Genomic DNA, 15,429 nt, shown 5'->3' with positions numbered 1-15,429 from the left:
ATTATCAACTATTTCGAAGGTCAATTCTGTAATTTAGGAAGAAGTTAAAAATTAAAAATATCGTAATGGCAATTCCGTCGTCAAAATTAGCTTTAAAAAAAGCGCAACTGCACCCTTCTGAAAGCCTAAAACAACTGATTATATCTTCAATATAGCCCAATTGCATTGTACTATTCTCATATTATATTGGCAAAATACTAGAGCGCTTTTGGACTAAAACATAAATTCGTTTGGTACTATTTCAGGAAGCTTTTCAAAATACTTACCGGATGTTGCGCTTTTCTGTTGGTCCCGTCAAAAATTTGATGACGGCAACTTGTACCTGCCGCGGCAATGGCAGTCGTTGGGGCAGTGCTTCGTATTTTTGGAAATAAAGTGTCCTCTCCCATTTGCATACTGATGTCATAATGTTCTTTTTCGTAACCAAAAGAACCCGCCATACCGCAGCACCCTGAATTATAAATCGAAACCGTACTGTTTTTAGGGACATTCAACATGGCAAAAGTTGCCTCTATTGAACTCAATGATTTTTGGTGGCAGTGTCCATGAATTTTTATTTGTCGTTCCTCCTCAGAAAATTGTTCTGGATGAATTTTGCCCGCCATAATTTCCTTTTTGAAGAATTCTTCGATTGTCAAGCAATTTTTCGCCAACTTTTCAGCGGAAGAGGTATCATCAGCCAGGCGAATGTATTCATCTCTAAAAGTCAATATTGCCGATGGTTCGATACCAATTAAAGCAACTTCCTGAGAAATAATAGGAGCAAAAATAGCCACGTTTGTATTGGCAATAGCTTTCGCTTCTTCGAGAAAACCTTTGGATATATAGGCTCTTCCGCTTTCTTCATGATTTACAAAAACAACTTCGTAACCCAATTTAGACAGCAATTCAAAAGCGTCAATCCCCACTGAAACATCGTAATAATTAGTAAACTCATCACAAAACAGCACTACTTTTCCGTTTACAAATGAAGTAGTTTCCTTTTTTGATTTGTTATTTTCAATCCATTTTCGGAATGTTTTTGGAGCCAATAACGGTACTTCTCTTTTTGCAGCCACACCCATGCCTTTTTTTACGATAGATTGATTGACCATAAAGTTGGTCAATGCTGGAAAAATGCTTCCGAGTTTATTCAGCTTGGCATTATTAGCAAAAATTTTATTTCGAAGAGAAAAACCATTAGCCTTTTGGTATTGGTATAAAAACTCCGATTTCAGAGCAGCCACATCCACATTGCTAGGACATTCGCTGGCACAAGCTTTACAGCTGATACATAACTCAAAAACGTCATACAATTCCTTATGATTGAATTTATTATCTTTTTCAGAATGGGTTAAATATTCGCGTAGCGCATTGGCGCGAGCCCGAGTAGTATCTTTTTCGTTTAGCGTCGCTCGATAACTTGGACACATAGTTCCTCCCGCTGAAGGTGGTTTTCTGCAATCTCCGGAACCATTGCATTTCTCTGCTGCTCTCAAAATCCCTATGCTATCTGAAAAATCTTGAATTGTTTGATTTTCCGGTTCTACTCTGCCAGGTTCAAAACGGAGATTTTCATCCATTTTTAAAGCATTTACTATTTTCCCCATATTCATCACCGAATTCGGATCAAAAGCCAGTTTAATTCGCTTCAGTAATTCGTAATTTTTTTCACCTATCATAAAAGGAAGAAACTCCCCTCGTACGATTCCGTCTCCATGTTCGCCACTCAAGGAACCTTTATATTTTTTCACTAAAACAGCGACTTCAGTCGCTATGCTTCTAAACTGATGAATGCCTTCTTTTGCTTTTAAGTTTAAAACAGGTCTCAAATGCAACTCACCGGCACCGGCATGAGCGTAATAAATAGCCTCTTGATTGTGACGTTTCATCATCGCGGAAAACTCAGCAATATAACTTGGTAAATCGCTTAATTCAACTGCGGTGTCCTCTATGGAATCTGCCGCCTTATTATCTCCGACGATACTTCCCAAAAGGCCTAATCCCGCTTTTCTTAACTCATTTACTTTGTCAATATCAGCACCGTAAATTTTAGGTAACGCATAGCCGAAGTTATTTTCCTGTAAATCTTTGATTAGCGCATCGGCCTGTCTTTCCGTTTCCTCCATATCATCAGAAGCTACTTCGAACATCATAATTGCCTTAGGTTCCCCTTGCAGGAAAAACCTGTTCTTACTTTGTTCCCTGTTGTTTTTAGTACAATCCAAAATCGTATCGTCAATCATTTCACAAGTGTACAGGTGATGCTTCATGGCAACCACAACAGCTTCCAGGCTTTCCTGTATGCTATGAAAATGAGCTACCACCATGATATTTTTGGCTGGAGGTAGCACATCTACCTTCAATGTAATTTCGGTCGTAAATGCCAGAGTTCCTTCGCTACCACAAAGTAATTTTCCGAGGTTTATCGTCGGTTCCGTTCCAGAAAACAAGTCGGATTTCAACAGTATATCTACCGCATAACCTGTATTGCGTCTGTGAATTTCTGGCTTTGGAAACTCTCTGGTTATTTCGTTTTGGATTTCTTTATTCGAAAGTTCCTCAAAAATCTTCTTATAAATGCTACTTTCTAATGTATCTCCTTTCATTTTCTCCATGAATTCTGCCGGTGACAGATCTGAGAATACCGCGGCAGAACCATCGCTCAAAATAGCTTTGATCTCCACTATTTTATCGCGGGTAACACCATAGCGAATCGATGTGGTCCCTGATGAATTATTCCCTACCATCCCTCCTATCATACACCGACTAGAGGTCGAAGTATTAGGCCCGAAAAACACACCATGCGGCTTCAAATATAAATTCAGCTCATCGCGAATCACCCCCGGCTGAACGGTTACCGTTTTTTTTATTGAATCGAAAGCGACAATTTTAGTGAAATATTTTGAAACATCGACAACAATCCCATTTCCAACCGTTTGTCCTGCTAAGGAAGTCCCAGCAGTTCTTGGAATTAAAGAAATTTTATGCTTTTCGGCAAAACGCACCAGCTTTACGATATCGTCATTTGTTTTCGGCAGCGCTACCGCTGTGGGTATTATTCTGTATACCGAAGCGTCTGTGGCATAGAGGGTTTTATGAAGGTCGTCGTACAGAAGAGTTCCCTCTAATGAGTCGGATAAATGCTTTAATTCAAGTGAGGTCGACATGGTTAATCCAATATTATAGTGTATTTTAGGCAAAACTGCGGCTACAGCTTTGTTTTACAAATATAAAGATATAGCAAGCTATATTTTAAAAAATTAAACAAGAAAAAATCAAAATTAATTAACCCAGTTCTTTCAAAATTGAACTGCAATCTAAATGAGATTCTAAAATAATTGGCAAAGAAATTGAGATAACGGAGTAACCTGAATTTTAAAACATTTTTTTCTCATAAACATCACTAAAAAAACTATTTTTGAATTCTATAAAAACACCCTAATAATGAACCCTAGCAAGTACCTATTTTTATTGCTTTCCTTTATTTTACTGTCTTTTTCTAATGGAAATGCACAGGAAAAAGTGAGTTATCCCAAAACCGAATTTAGAGCAGTTTGGATTGCCACAGTAGTAAATATCGACTGGCCAAAAAGCGGTACGGATCCCATTGAGAAACAGAAAGCTGATTTTATAGAAATTTTAGATACCTATAAAAAATTAAATTATAACGCTGTTATTGTTCAAATTAGAAGCGTTGGTGATGCTTTTTATCCTTCAAAGTTAGCGCCATGGTCCAAATACCTGACGGGGAAAGAAGGGAAAGCACCAACTCCTTATTACGACCCTTTGGAATGGATGATTACAGAAGCTCATAACCGCGGCTTTGAATTCCACGCCTGGTTGAACCCCTACCGTGCTACTATGGATTTAAGAACAGATATTCTAAGTCCTACTCATGATTTTTACAAACATCCGGAATGGATGATTAAGTATGGTGGAAAATATTATTACGACCCTGCCTTACCTGAAGTCCAAAATCATTTAATCGCAGTGGTTGATGAAGTAGTCAGAAACTATGATATCGATGCAATACATTTTGACGACTATTTTTATCCTTACAAAATAGCAGGAGAAAACTTTAATGACACTGCTTCCTTCAAAAAGTATGGTGAAGGAATGAGTTTAGCTGACTGGAGACGTTTGAATGTGAATAATTTTGTGAAATACTGTTCCTTTTCTATCAAAAAAATCAAACCATGGGTTCAATTTGGTATCAGCCCTTTTGGAGTTTGGCGTAACAAATCTGTAGATCCAAGAGGATCAGACACGAATTCAGGGCAAACAAATTATGATGACTTGTTTGCAGACCCCGTTGCATGGATGGAAAACTGCTGGATTGACTACCTGCTCCCGCAATTGTACTGGAGTATCGACCATAAAACAGCTTCTTATGCAAAATTGATCAAATGGTGGGCTGAAAACTCGACAAATACCGCTATTTATATTGGAAACGGAAGTTATAAAGTCAATACCGATTCAGATAGAAAATGGAATATTCCAAGTGAGATTCCTAATCAGATTGATTTGACCCGGACTTACAAGAACATTGGAGGAAATGCTTTTTTTAGTGCCAAATCATTTGTGAACAGAAACAAAGCAGTGACCGACTTGCTTTTAAAAAATCAATATAAATACCCTGCACTTCCCTATGTTGTTCCTAATTCGAGAAGGACTGACATAGAGATTCCAACAGTTTGTAGTATTACAACTAAACAGTTGACTTCCAACGTAAAACTGAACTACCCACTGCTCAGCAAAATACGCTATGTAATGGTATATGCTGCCAAAGACAGTGTTAAACTTGACGTAAATAATCCAAGCCAAATTGTTGATAAAATTGCTTTTAAGGAAAAAAAGGATACCATTAGCATCACTATCCCGAAGAGCCTTTTAGAGAAAAACAATATTTGTGCTATCTCCTACATTGATTATTACGGTAATGAAAGTCAGGCCACTCTTTTAAATAAAACGAAAGAAACCAAAACGCCCCAAAGTCCTTTAAATGATGAAAACAGATAATAGACCCTGGTATTGGATACCTTTTTTGAATTTTGCCTCGGGCTTGCCATACGCTATTATTATCTCGGTTTCGGTTATTATGTACAAAAACCTAGGGATTGACAATGAAGACATAGGGATATACACGAGTTTACTATATCTCCCTTGGGTGATAAAGCCGTTATGGAGTCCTTTTATTGATCTGTACGCGACCAAAAGAAAGTGGTTTTTAGCCATGCAATTAGTAATTTCTATCGCCTTTTTACTTGTGGGATTAACCATCCCTATGAATAATTTCTTTGTGATTAGTCTCGCCATTTTTTGGGTAGCGGCTTTTGCATCGGCTTCGAATGATGTCGCAAGTGACGGTTTCTATATGTTAGCTTTAGAGAAAGAACAACAATCTTTTTTTCTAGGAATACGAAGTACCTTCTATCGCCTTTCCATGCTTACCGGAAATGGTTTGATTGTAATAATCGGCGGTTATCTGGAACAAGAATATGGCGATAAACAAAAAGCCTGGTCCTATACCATGGTCATTGTCGGTCTGATTATGGCTGCCTTAACCATTTATAATTATTTTTCTACACCTAGAACAGAAGACGTCAAAACGAAGGACAAGAAATCGTTAGAACCCAAAGTAAGTTTTGGAGCTGTCTTTGCCAGTTTTTTTCAAAAAAAGCAAATTGGGATCGTGCTGGCCTTTATATTATTATTCCGCTTGGGCGAATCCCAGTTACTAAAAATGCTGACCCCTTTCCTTATTGATGACATAAGTGTTGGTGGAATGGGCTTGACGACCCAAGATGTAGGTATTATCTATGGAACTTTCGGAGTACTTGCCTTGACTATCGGCGGAATCATTGGCGGAATTGTAATCTCTAAAGACGGTCTTGGTAAATGGATGCTACCAATGATTCTGGCGATGCACTTGCCGATCCTTGGATTTGTTTCATTAGCGCATTTTCATCCCTCTTCCGTTTATTATATTTATGCTACTGTTATTGCCGAGCAATTTGGTTACGGCTTTGGCTTTGCTGCCTTTATGATGTATTTGATTTATGTGGCTGATGGCGAATCAAAAACCTCGCATTACTCTATTGCTACTGGATTTATGGCATTAGGAATGATGCTTCCCGGAATGTTGAGTGGATTTATCCAAGAATATTTGGGTTACGGAAACTTCTTTATTTGGGTATTTCTTGCCACTATTCCCGGATTGATTCTTTCTCGTTTTTTGATATTCCCGAAGAGTTTTGGAAAGAAATCTGAAACTAGTAAATAGTTTTGATTACGAGTCACTTGATATTTAGTACCTAGTCCTTAGTACAGAGCCACGTGTGTCTATCTTCTAGGTTAATTCGTCAACGAATCCAGAACTAAGTACTCTGAACTAAATAATATGCAATAGGTACCCAGAACTTAGAACTAAGGACTAACAACTAACTTTACCCACAACAATGACAGTAGAACAAAAAATAGGGCAATTCTTTTTTCCAGCGGTTTTTATAAACGATACCGAAGAAAACATTCAAGCAACTGAAGAATTAATTAAGAAACATAACATTGGTGGTCTTACTTTTTTTCACAGCAGAGCTAGTGCTGCCACTAATTATGAAACTAAGAAAAAAATATTCTTTAATGACGACAGTTACCAGCGACTGAAAGATCTCATTGTTCGGTATCAAAAGGCTGCGACAACCCCTTTATTAATGAGTATCGATGCAGAATGGGGATTGGCGATGCGTGTCGAAAAAACACCGCAATATCCTTATGCCATTACACTGGGCGCTTTGCCACTGAGTGAATCTCATTTGGTTTATGAAGTTGGAAAACAAATAGGTTTAGATTTAAAATCAGTAGGACTTCATTATAATTTGGCACCCTTAGCAGATATTAACAATAACCCGAATAATCCAGTAATTGGATATCGTTCCTTTGGTGAAAACAAAGAAAAGGTAGCCCAGTTTGCTTTAGAATATTTGCGCGGAATGAATGACGCAGGTATCTTAGGCTGTCTAAAGCATTTTCCCGGACATGGCAATACTAATGTAGATTCTCATTTGGGATTACCCGTTTTAGAAGAAACCCTCGAGCAATTACTTGAAAATGAATTGTATCCTTTTATAAAGGGAATAGAAAGTGACGTCGACTCGATTATGATAGGGCATTTGGCTGTTCCTGCTTTGAATGATGGAGCAAATACTTCGGCTACTTTATCAAAATCAATAATTGAGACACTTTTGCGAAAGCAACTGAATTACGATGGCCTAATCATCTCCGATGCATTGAACATGCATAGCGTTTCCAAACTTTACGATCGAAAAGGCCAACTGGAATGGGAAGCTTTTAATGCCGGAAATGATGTGTTGTGCTTTGCCGAAAACGTACCGGAAGGCATTCAGGAAATACTTAAAAACGCTACTCCGAAACGCATTGAAGAAAGTTACAACCGCCTGCTGAAGTGCAAGAAAAAAGCAGGCGTATTTGATAAAGACGAAGCGCCAACCACTGAATTGGCTTTTACAACGGCTTCTCTTTTAAACCATAAAATTGCCCAGAACTGCATTACAAAGATTAAAGATACAGAAAACACTGCTGTAATTAGTAATGCGGCCAAAAAAGGCACATTGGCAAAACTGAGTGTCTATAAAAATACTGAAAATACTTTTTTTAAAACACTTGAATCCTCTTTATCGGCACCAGAATTTGCCGTTAAGATGGACGCGAAAAACACAATGTCAGCAGTAGAAAAAACTCTGAAGGATTATGACACTTTAATTATTGCTCTTTTTGTCCCTAAGGCAAAATCAATAAATAACTTTGACATCGAAGACACTGTTTTGCAGCTGTTGAAAAGATTATTTACATCAAAAACTTGTGTTTTATATGTATTTGGCAACCCGTATGCCTTAACGCTTATACCGGACTTGCCATCCGTTAGCGGACTTGTTCAGGTGTATCAGACTTTCGAGGAATTTCAGAAAGCAGCAGCCCATCAATTACTTAAAAACTCGTACTGTCAAGGAACTCTACCAGTGTCCATTAGCTACTTATAAATATATTTTAAATCAGAAAGCCGTTCTTAAAAAAAAGAATGTCTTTTACTCATTTTAATCGCGATTAAAATCAAAACAAAACAACAGAGTAGAATTATTTTTTCGTTTTTCGCAAAGAAATCTACTGGAATCAAATGAGTAAACTGCTACTTTTACAAAATTGCTTTAGGCTATTAGTCCCTTTTTTATCTATATTGCAAACTCAAACCGTATAGAATGACCACAAAAATAAACAGAAATAAAGAATTATCAATTTGGGAAGCTTTAATTCCTGTAGCTGCACTTATAGTGATGCTAGGGTTTAATGTTTATGTTTACGGTGACGAAGCATTGAGCGGTAGTAATCAGTTTGTTTTATTGTTAGGTGCTGCTGTTGCTGCGCTTGTTGGTTATTTCAACAAAGTCACTTTTGATAGAATGATAGAGGAGGTAGCTGAAAACATAAAAGCTACCGTTGGTGCCATTCTAATCTTGCTTATGGTTGGCGCATTAGCCGGTACCTGGTTAGTGAGTGGAATTATTCCATCAATGATCTATTACGGTTTACAAATTCTTAGCCCGGCAATATTCTTACCAGCCACCGTGATAATATGCTCGATAATTTCTATCGCAACAGGAAGTTCCTGGACCACAAGCGCTACGGTTGGTATCGCTTTAATAGGCGTTGGTGGTGCATTGGGGTTTGATTTGGGAATGGTTGCAGGTGCAGTAATTTCTGGCGCCTATTTTGGAGATAAATTATCACCGATGTCAGACACAACTAACCTTGCCCCTGCCATGGCTGGAACTGATTTGTTTACTCACATCAGATATATGACCTTAACGACCATTCCAACATATATTATCACAATGATCCTTTTCATTGTACTAGGATTATCAGTCGATATTAAAGGAGACGTCAATATTGAAGCACTATTAACAGACATTGAAGCTTCATTTACTATTTCACTTTGGCTGTTTGCTGTACCTGCGATTGTTATTGGCTTAATTATTAGAAAAACGGAACCCTTAATTGCTTTATTATTTGGAACATTATTAGCGGGAATTTTTGCAATACTATTTCAACCCCACATCATCAATCAAATTGCTGGAGTGGAGCAGATGACTTTCCAGTCTGCTTACAAAGGAGTTATGGATGCCATAACGGGAAAAATAGTCATCCCTACTGACAATCAAACACTAGCTGCTCTTTTTACTTCAGGAGGTATGGAAAAAATGTTAGGAACCATTTGGTTAATTATTTGCGCTATGGTTTTTGGTGGTATAATGGATGCAATAGGCGCTTTATCTAGAATAAGTAATGCGTTATTAAAATTAGCACATAGCACTTTCGGACTGTTCGCTTCTACCGTTGGAAGTTGTTTAGCCTTGAACATCACTGCTTCAGATCAATATTTAGCCATTGTAGTACCCGGTAAAATGTTTGCAAAAGCGTATGAAGATAAAGGTCTTGCTCCTGAAAATTTAAGTAGAACACTTGAAGATGCGGGAACAGTAACTTCTGTATTAATTCCGTGGAATACTTGCGGAGCCTATCAATCCGGCACACTGGGCGTGTCAACTTTAGATTACCTTCCTTATGCCTTTTTTAATATTTTAAGTCCGTTTATGACTTTAATCTTTGCGGCATTTAATATAAAAATCAGACAATTAGTAACAGATAAAAAAAAGTAATCCAAAAGACAGTTATATCCTTTAAACTATCATAATACCCTGGTTAAACAACAGTTATAAAATCGAATCCCACAACCATAACCTAAATCTATAACTTCATAAAATTATATAATTGAAATCGATTGTTACTACGTCGCTTTATGGTCTATTTTTGCACCAGAATAAACTAACAATTAAAAATATAATTATGTCATTAGTAGGTAAAAAGTTCCCAAGTATTTCAGTTGACGCCATCTCAGAAATGGGAGACAACTTGAAAATAAATATTTTTGAAGAAGCTATAAACAACAACAAAAAAGTACTTTTATTTTGGTATCCAAAAGACTTTACATTTGTATGTCCAACTGAACTTCACGCTTTTCAAGATGCTTTACCGGAATTTGAAAAAAGAAATACAATCGTAATTGGTGCTTCTTGCGATACAAACGAAGTACATTTTGCATGGTTAAATACTGCAAAAAGCAACGGTGGAATTGAAGGTGTTACTTACCCGATTCTTGCGGATACAAATAGAAACTTATCAAACATATTAGGGATACTTGATATCGAATCCACTGAGTACAGCGAAGAAACTGACTCAATAATGGTGGAAGGATCAAACGTAACTTACAGAGCTACGTACTTAATTGACGAAACTGGAAAAATTTTCCATGAAAGTGTAAATGACATGCCGTTAGGTCGTAATGTGAATGAGTATTTACGTATGGTTGATGCTTATACTCATATCCAAGAAAAAGGAGAAGTTTGTCCAGCAAACTGGGAGCCAGGAAAAGAAGCGATGAGCGCTGACAGAAAAAGTACTGCTGAATATTTAAGCTTAAACTAAATCAATAATAATGTCAATTGCAATAACAAGTTTCAATTAAAAATATTGAATATTGTTATTGCAGCTGCATTTTTAAATTAAAAAATATGTTAATAGATTTAAACGAAGACACTTTACAAGATTTAATATCAAAAAACGAGAAAGTAGTCGTTCAATTTTCAGCATCTTGGTGCGGGAATTGTCGAATAATGAAACCAAAATTTAAAAGATTGGCTTCAGAAAACGATGCAATTACTTTCGTTCTTGTTGATGCTGAAAATTCTCCTGAATCAAGAAAATTAGCTAATGTAAGTAACTTACCTACTTTTGCGACTTTCGTAAACGGAGCGTTGGTAAATGAAACACAAACCAACAAACAAGAAGTACTAATCGACTTAGTACAAGAAATAGTTTAATAGTCGTTCACAGAACGCACCCCTTTTTTATCATCAAATAAAAAAAACCATATGAAATTACCCGTAATAAAACATTTGACTCAGTTTATAGAAGAAAACGATGAAGACTATCTAATTGAAACTATCGACGTTCTAGAAGCAATGACGGAAATCCCATCTTTGAAAGATGAAGAATTAGATGTTATCGGTGAATTAATTTCAAACATGTATGGCGCATTAGAAGTCCATAAAATGGTGAAAAACGGAACTGATAAAAAAGAGGCCTTAAACACCTTTATGAAACGAGTGCTAGGGTCGATAGATAAATAGAAGCACTTTTACAGCTTGCATAATGCAAAAAACGCACTCAGAAATGGATGCGTTTTTTTTATTTAGTACCTATTTATCAAAAAGACACTCGATTAAAGCCCGTTGTTCCCCGTTCTAAAATCTTAAATCTTAAAACCTAATTCTGAAATAATTTTCATACTTTTGAACCACAACAAAAAATAAAAAACATGGCATCAATTACATTAGGAGGAAACCCAATACACACTTCAGGAGAATTACCAAAGGTGGGAACGCAACTGTCTGACTTCAAATTAATACAAAATGATCTTTCCATTGCTTCACTAAGCAATTTTGCAGGAAAAAGACTTGTAATAAATATATTCCCAAGTATCGACACCGGGACTTGCGCTGCATCAGTAAGAAAGTTTAACGAAAGCGCAGGTAAATTAGACAACACGGCAGTATTGTGCGTTTCAAGAGACTTACCTTTTGCTCAAAAACGTTTTTGTGGCGCTGAGGGACTTGAGAATGTAATTAACTTATCAGACTTTAATTTAGGAGACTTTGGGAAAACAAACGGTCTTGAAATCCTTGATGGTCCATTGGCAGGCTTGCATTCAAGAGCCCTTATTGTGGTTGACACAGATGGTACCATTCTCTATACGGAACAAGTACCAGAGATTGCTAACGAACCAAATTACGACGCTGCTTTAGCTGTACTTTAACAATAAAGCGATGGAATTTCAAAAAGACAATACCTTCGTTACCGGAAGATTGAAAAGTGTTAACTATGCCGTAAAAGGGGCCCTAAAGTTACTCACGACGGAACATAGTATAATGGTTCAATTTTCATTGGGAGTTTTAGTTACTATTGCTGGATTTTATTTTGGCATTTCTGCAACGGAATGGCTTTTTCAAACTTTGGCAATCGGCTTTGTGATGAGTATCGAAGGACTGAATACAGCTGTGGAAAAAATCGCTGATTTTATTCATCCCACTTACCATGAAAGAATTGGTTTCATAAAAGACATTGCGGCGGGAGCTGTTTTTTTTGCAGCTCTAACAGCAATAATTATCGGTTTAATTATATACGTGCCCCTAATTTTTTAGGCAGTAGTACTACATACAATCAAGAATGGCGAAAACAACAAAAAAAGAACCTTTAGACAAGAAAAACAATTCAAAAGCTAAAGAAAGTAAGTCGTGGGTACTAACGAAACAGCACAAAATTGTACTGGGCAGTCTTTTTATCTTATTTTCTGTTGCTTTACTGGTTGCTTTTGCATCCTTTTACATTCACGGACAAGAAGATCAAAGTGCTGTTTCCGAACTGGCAGACCGCTCGGAGACAGTTCAAAACTGGCTGGGTAAATTTGGTGCTTTTTTGGCAGATTTAATTGTTTATAAGGGTTTTGGGCTTGCCTCTTTTCTATTTGTTCGCTTATTTTTCTTGACTGGAATCTTTTTGATACTTGGTATTTCTGCAAACAAACTCAAAGGTATCTGGTTCTGGGATTTATTTGCTATTATTGTTTTGTCTATTTTATTTGGATTTTTTGCCACTTCGTTACCTGAACTAGGGGGAACTGTCGGTTATGAATTGAATTTATTCCTGCAGGATTATATTGGAAAAACAGGAACTCTTTTGATTTTGATTTTTGGACTGATCGTTTATGTTATTTTTAAACTTAAACTGTCTCCGGAAAGAGTTCAATACTTTTTCGAAAACACAAAAAAAGAAATCAAAACGGATTTAGGTTCCAATGCAGCTGCCAATAGAGGAAGCTCTTATAATTTGGAAGAGTTTGCCATAACGGAAGAAAAAGAATTAGGGGATACTCCAATAGTTCCAAAGCCTTTGCAATTTGAAGTCAACAAAGAAGCTTTAAAACCAACAATCAGTCATTCTTCCGAAATTAATCTCGACCCTATTTCCAAACCGAAACCTGTTGAAGAGATTCTGACAGATAGAAACGCAGTTGACGATTCATTTGTTATTGAAACGGCCCCTGAAGAGGATCTTATCGAAGAAAATTTAGCGTCAAGACTTGTTTCCGATTTTGGCTTATTCGATCCTACTTTGGATTTATCCAACTATAAATATCCTACAATAGACCTTTTAAAAGAATATTCAACTGGTGGAATCACTATTAACCAGGAAGAATTAGAAGACAATAAAAATAGGATTGTAGACACGCTTCGCAATTATAAAATAGAAATCGCACAAATCAAGGCAACCGTCGGTCCCTCTGTTACCTTATATGAAATAGTTCCTGAAGCAGGAATTCGTATTTCAAAAATCAAGAATCTGGAAGATGATATCGCCTTATCCCTTTCAGCATTAGGAATTCGTATCATTGCCCCTATCCCTGGAAAAGGAACAATAGGAATCGAAGTTCCAAACAAAAATCCAACCGTCGTTTCCATGAAAAGCGTCATTGGTTCCGCCAAGTTTCAGGAAGCTGAAATGGAGCTGCCTATTGCATTGGGTAAAACGATATCTAATGAAACCTTTGTGGTTGATTTAGCTAAAATGCCTCACTTACTAATGGCGGGAGCTACAGGACAAGGAAAATCCGTAGGTCTAAATGCCGTTCTTACCTCATTACTGTACAAAAAACATCCTGCCGAAGTTAAATTTGTCCTGGTCGATCCTAAAAAAGTGGAGCTAACACTTTTTAATAAAATTGAAAGACATTATTTAGCCAAACTCCCGGATACTGAAGATGCAATTCTTACGGACAACGCCAAAGTGGTCAATACCTTGAACTCCCTGTGCGTGGAAATGGACAATCGTTATTCGCTGTTGAAAGATGCGATGGTGCGAAACATTAAAGAATACAATGATAAATTTAAGGCCCGAAAACTAAATCCTGAAAATGGTCATCGCTTTTTGCCATACATCATATTAGTAGTGGATGAATTTGCCGATTTAATAATGACTGCCGGAAAAGAAGTAGAAGTTCCCATTGCCCGTTTGGCTCAATTGGCCAGAGCGATAGGAATCCATTTAATTATAGCAACACAAAGACCTTCTGTAAATGTTATTACTGGTTTGATCAAAGCCAACTTTCCTGCAAGGATCGCTTTTAGAGTAACATCAAAAATTGATTCCAGAACTATTTTAGACACTTCCGGAGCAGATCAATTGATTGGACGCGGAGATATGCTTTATACAAATGGTAATGATGTGGTGCGCATCCAATGTGCTTTTATAGACACCCCTGAGGTAGAGAAAATAACCGATTTCATTGGTTCACAAAAGGCATACGCCACTGCTTACTTACTTCCGGAATTCGTTGGAGAAGATAGTGGCATAAATCTTGATGTAGACATCTCTGAAAGAGATACTTTGTTTAGAGAAGCGGCCGAAATTATTGTCAACGCACAGCAAGGCTCGGCATCATTGTTACAAAGAAAACTAAAACTAGGCTACAACAGAGCTGGTCGACTAATCGACCAATTAGAAGCTGCTGGTATTGTAGGACCGTTTGAGGGAAGTAAAGCACGTGGTGTACACATCCTGGACATGAGTTCTCTTGATCAATTTTTTAACAATGAACAAAACAATTAATACTATGAAAAAATTTACTCTAATTACATTTATTCTTCTTTTTAGCTTTTCGATACAAGCACAAGATAAAAAGGCAAAAGCCCTTTTAGATCAGGTAACAGCAAAAGTGAGAAGTTATGAGAATATTGTAATTGATTTCAAATATTCCTTGAATAATGCAAAAGAAAATATTAATCAGGACAGTAAAGGGAACGTAACGATGAAAAATAATCAATATGTTCTTAATTTTATGGGAATTACCAAAATTTTTGACGGTAAGAAAACCTACACTATTGTTCCAGAAGATGAAGAAATTTCAATTTCAAGCTTTAACGAAAAAGACGACAGTGCAATTACACCTTCAAAAATGTTAACTTTCTTCAATAGTGGTTATAAATACTCTACGAATATCCTGCAAGATGTAAGAGGTCGAAAAATACAATACATCAAACTAATCCCCACTAATTCGAAAGATCAAAGAAAAGAAATACTATTAGGTATTGATGTACAAACCAAACACATCTATAATTTGATAGAAATGGGTAAAAACGGAACAAAAACTACTTTAACCGTTAATTCTTTTAAAACCAATCAACCTTTGTCGAAAAATCAATTTATCTTTGCCGAAAGTAAATATCCAAATTACTACATCAATAAATTAGATTAATTCTT

At 36.7% G+C, this 15,429-nt stretch carries 12 protein-coding genes; 11 read left to right on the top strand and 1 reads right to left on the bottom strand.

Translation table 11 applies throughout. From position 1 onward, the window contains the following. Positions 1-236: 236 nt before the first annotated feature. On the bottom strand, positions 237-3,149 hold the full coding sequence (locus tag CXF59_RS01770; RefSeq protein WP_101135995.1) for an FAD-binding and (Fe-S)-binding domain-containing protein: 2,913 nt from the start codon (positions 3,147-3,149) through the stop codon (positions 237-239). Between the two features lie 277 nt (positions 3,150-3,426). On the opposite strand from CXF59_RS01770, the gene CXF59_RS01765 reads away from it, so the two are divergent. The 11 genes from CXF59_RS01765 to CXF59_RS01715 all read left to right on the top strand — a co-directional run bounded on the left by CXF59_RS01765 (position 3,427) and on the right by CXF59_RS01715 (position 15,424). After that, entirely contained in the window at positions 3,427-5,001 is a 1,575-nt protein-coding gene (locus CXF59_RS01765) for a glycoside hydrolase family 10 protein (protein WP_101135994.1), read from the top strand. Then, positions 4,988-6,265, top strand: coding sequence for an MFS transporter (locus CXF59_RS01760; RefSeq protein WP_198554623.1), 1,278 nt, complete (start codon positions 4,988-4,990; stop codon positions 6,263-6,265). The genes CXF59_RS01765 and CXF59_RS01760 overlap by 14 nt, the downstream gene beginning before the upstream one ends. A gap of 175 nt (positions 6,266-6,440) precedes the next feature. Next, positions 6,441-8,039, top strand: coding sequence for a glycoside hydrolase family 3 protein (locus CXF59_RS01755; protein WP_101135992.1), 1,599 nt, complete (start codon positions 6,441-6,443; stop codon positions 8,037-8,039). Between the two features lie 216 nt (positions 8,040-8,255). Then, positions 8,256-9,713 carry a Na+/H+ antiporter NhaC gene (gene nhaC, locus CXF59_RS01750; protein ID WP_101135991.1) on the top strand — a complete coding sequence of 486 codons (1,458 nt, stop codon included), beginning with the start codon at positions 8,256-8,258 and terminating at the stop codon, positions 9,711-9,713. A 187-nt stretch (positions 9,714-9,900) separates the two neighbouring features. Further along, the gene (locus tag CXF59_RS01745) at positions 9,901-10,539 is read left to right on the top strand and encodes a peroxiredoxin (protein ID WP_101135990.1); all 639 of its coding nucleotides are present in this window, start codon (positions 9,901-9,903) and stop codon (positions 10,537-10,539) included. A gap of 86 nt (positions 10,540-10,625) precedes the next feature. Beyond that, positions 10,626-10,934 (top strand): co-chaperone YbbN, encoded by a 309-nt coding sequence (locus CXF59_RS01740; RefSeq protein WP_101135989.1) that lies wholly within the window; start codon positions 10,626-10,628, stop codon positions 10,932-10,934. A 51-nt stretch (positions 10,935-10,985) separates the two neighbouring features. Beyond that, positions 10,986-11,243, top strand: coding sequence for a hypothetical protein (locus tag CXF59_RS01735; protein ID WP_101135988.1), 258 nt, complete (start codon positions 10,986-10,988; stop codon positions 11,241-11,243). A 188-nt stretch (positions 11,244-11,431) separates the two neighbouring features. Then, the gene (gene tpx, locus CXF59_RS01730) at positions 11,432-11,929 is read left to right on the top strand and encodes a thiol peroxidase (RefSeq protein WP_101135987.1); all 498 of its coding nucleotides are present in this window, start codon (positions 11,432-11,434) and stop codon (positions 11,927-11,929) included. 10 nt (positions 11,930-11,939) lie between these two features. Further along, positions 11,940-12,314 carry a diacylglycerol kinase family protein gene (locus CXF59_RS01725; RefSeq protein ID WP_101135986.1) on the top strand — a complete coding sequence of 125 codons (375 nt, stop codon included), beginning with the start codon at positions 11,940-11,942 and terminating at the stop codon, positions 12,312-12,314. A 25-nt stretch (positions 12,315-12,339) separates the two neighbouring features. Then, entirely contained in the window at positions 12,340-14,778 is a 2,439-nt protein-coding gene (locus CXF59_RS01720) for a DNA translocase FtsK (protein WP_101135985.1), read from the top strand. A gap of 4 nt (positions 14,779-14,782) precedes the next feature. Further along, entirely contained in the window at positions 14,783-15,424 is a 642-nt protein-coding gene (locus tag CXF59_RS01715) for an outer membrane lipoprotein carrier protein LolA (RefSeq protein WP_232758575.1), read from the top strand. Positions 15,425-15,429 lie beyond the last annotated feature (5 nt).

It is taken from the genome of Flavobacterium sp. ALD4, assembly GCF_002836475.1.
GTDB lineage: Bacteria > Bacteroidota > Bacteroidia > Flavobacteriales > Flavobacteriaceae > Flavobacterium.
This window is presented reverse-complemented; position numbering and strand designations above follow the sequence as displayed.

What these genes read in the sequence shown, in the direction of transcription:
- CXF59_RS01770 (WP_101135995.1), bottom strand. Translation starts at nt 3,149, where the DNA reads ATGTCGACCTCACTTGAATTAAAGCATTTATCCGACTCATTAGAGGGA.
- CXF59_RS01765 (WP_101135994.1), top strand. Translation starts at nt 3,427, where the DNA reads ATGAACCCTAGCAAGTACCTATTTTTATTGCTTTCCTTTATTTTACTG.
- CXF59_RS01760 (WP_198554623.1), top strand. Translation starts at nt 4,988, where the DNA reads ATGAAAACAGATAATAGACCCTGGTATTGGATACCTTTTTTGAATTTT.
- CXF59_RS01755 (WP_101135992.1), top strand. Translation starts at nt 6,441, where the DNA reads ATGACAGTAGAACAAAAAATAGGGCAATTCTTTTTTCCAGCGGTTTTT.
- nhaC (WP_101135991.1), top strand. Translation starts at nt 8,256, where the DNA reads ATGACCACAAAAATAAACAGAAATAAAGAATTATCAATTTGGGAAGCT.
- CXF59_RS01745 (WP_101135990.1), top strand. Translation starts at nt 9,901, where the DNA reads ATGTCATTAGTAGGTAAAAAGTTCCCAAGTATTTCAGTTGACGCCATC.
- CXF59_RS01740 (WP_101135989.1), top strand. Translation starts at nt 10,626, where the DNA reads ATGTTAATAGATTTAAACGAAGACACTTTACAAGATTTAATATCAAAA.
- CXF59_RS01735 (WP_101135988.1), top strand. Translation starts at nt 10,986, where the DNA reads ATGAAATTACCCGTAATAAAACATTTGACTCAGTTTATAGAAGAAAAC.
- tpx (WP_101135987.1), top strand. Translation starts at nt 11,432, where the DNA reads ATGGCATCAATTACATTAGGAGGAAACCCAATACACACTTCAGGAGAA.
- CXF59_RS01725 (WP_101135986.1), top strand. Translation starts at nt 11,940, where the DNA reads ATGGAATTTCAAAAAGACAATACCTTCGTTACCGGAAGATTGAAAAGT.
- CXF59_RS01720 (WP_101135985.1), top strand. Translation starts at nt 12,340, where the DNA reads ATGGCGAAAACAACAAAAAAAGAACCTTTAGACAAGAAAAACAATTCA.
- CXF59_RS01715 (WP_232758575.1), top strand. Translation starts at nt 14,783, where the DNA reads ATGAAAAAATTTACTCTAATTACATTTATTCTTCTTTTTAGCTTTTCG.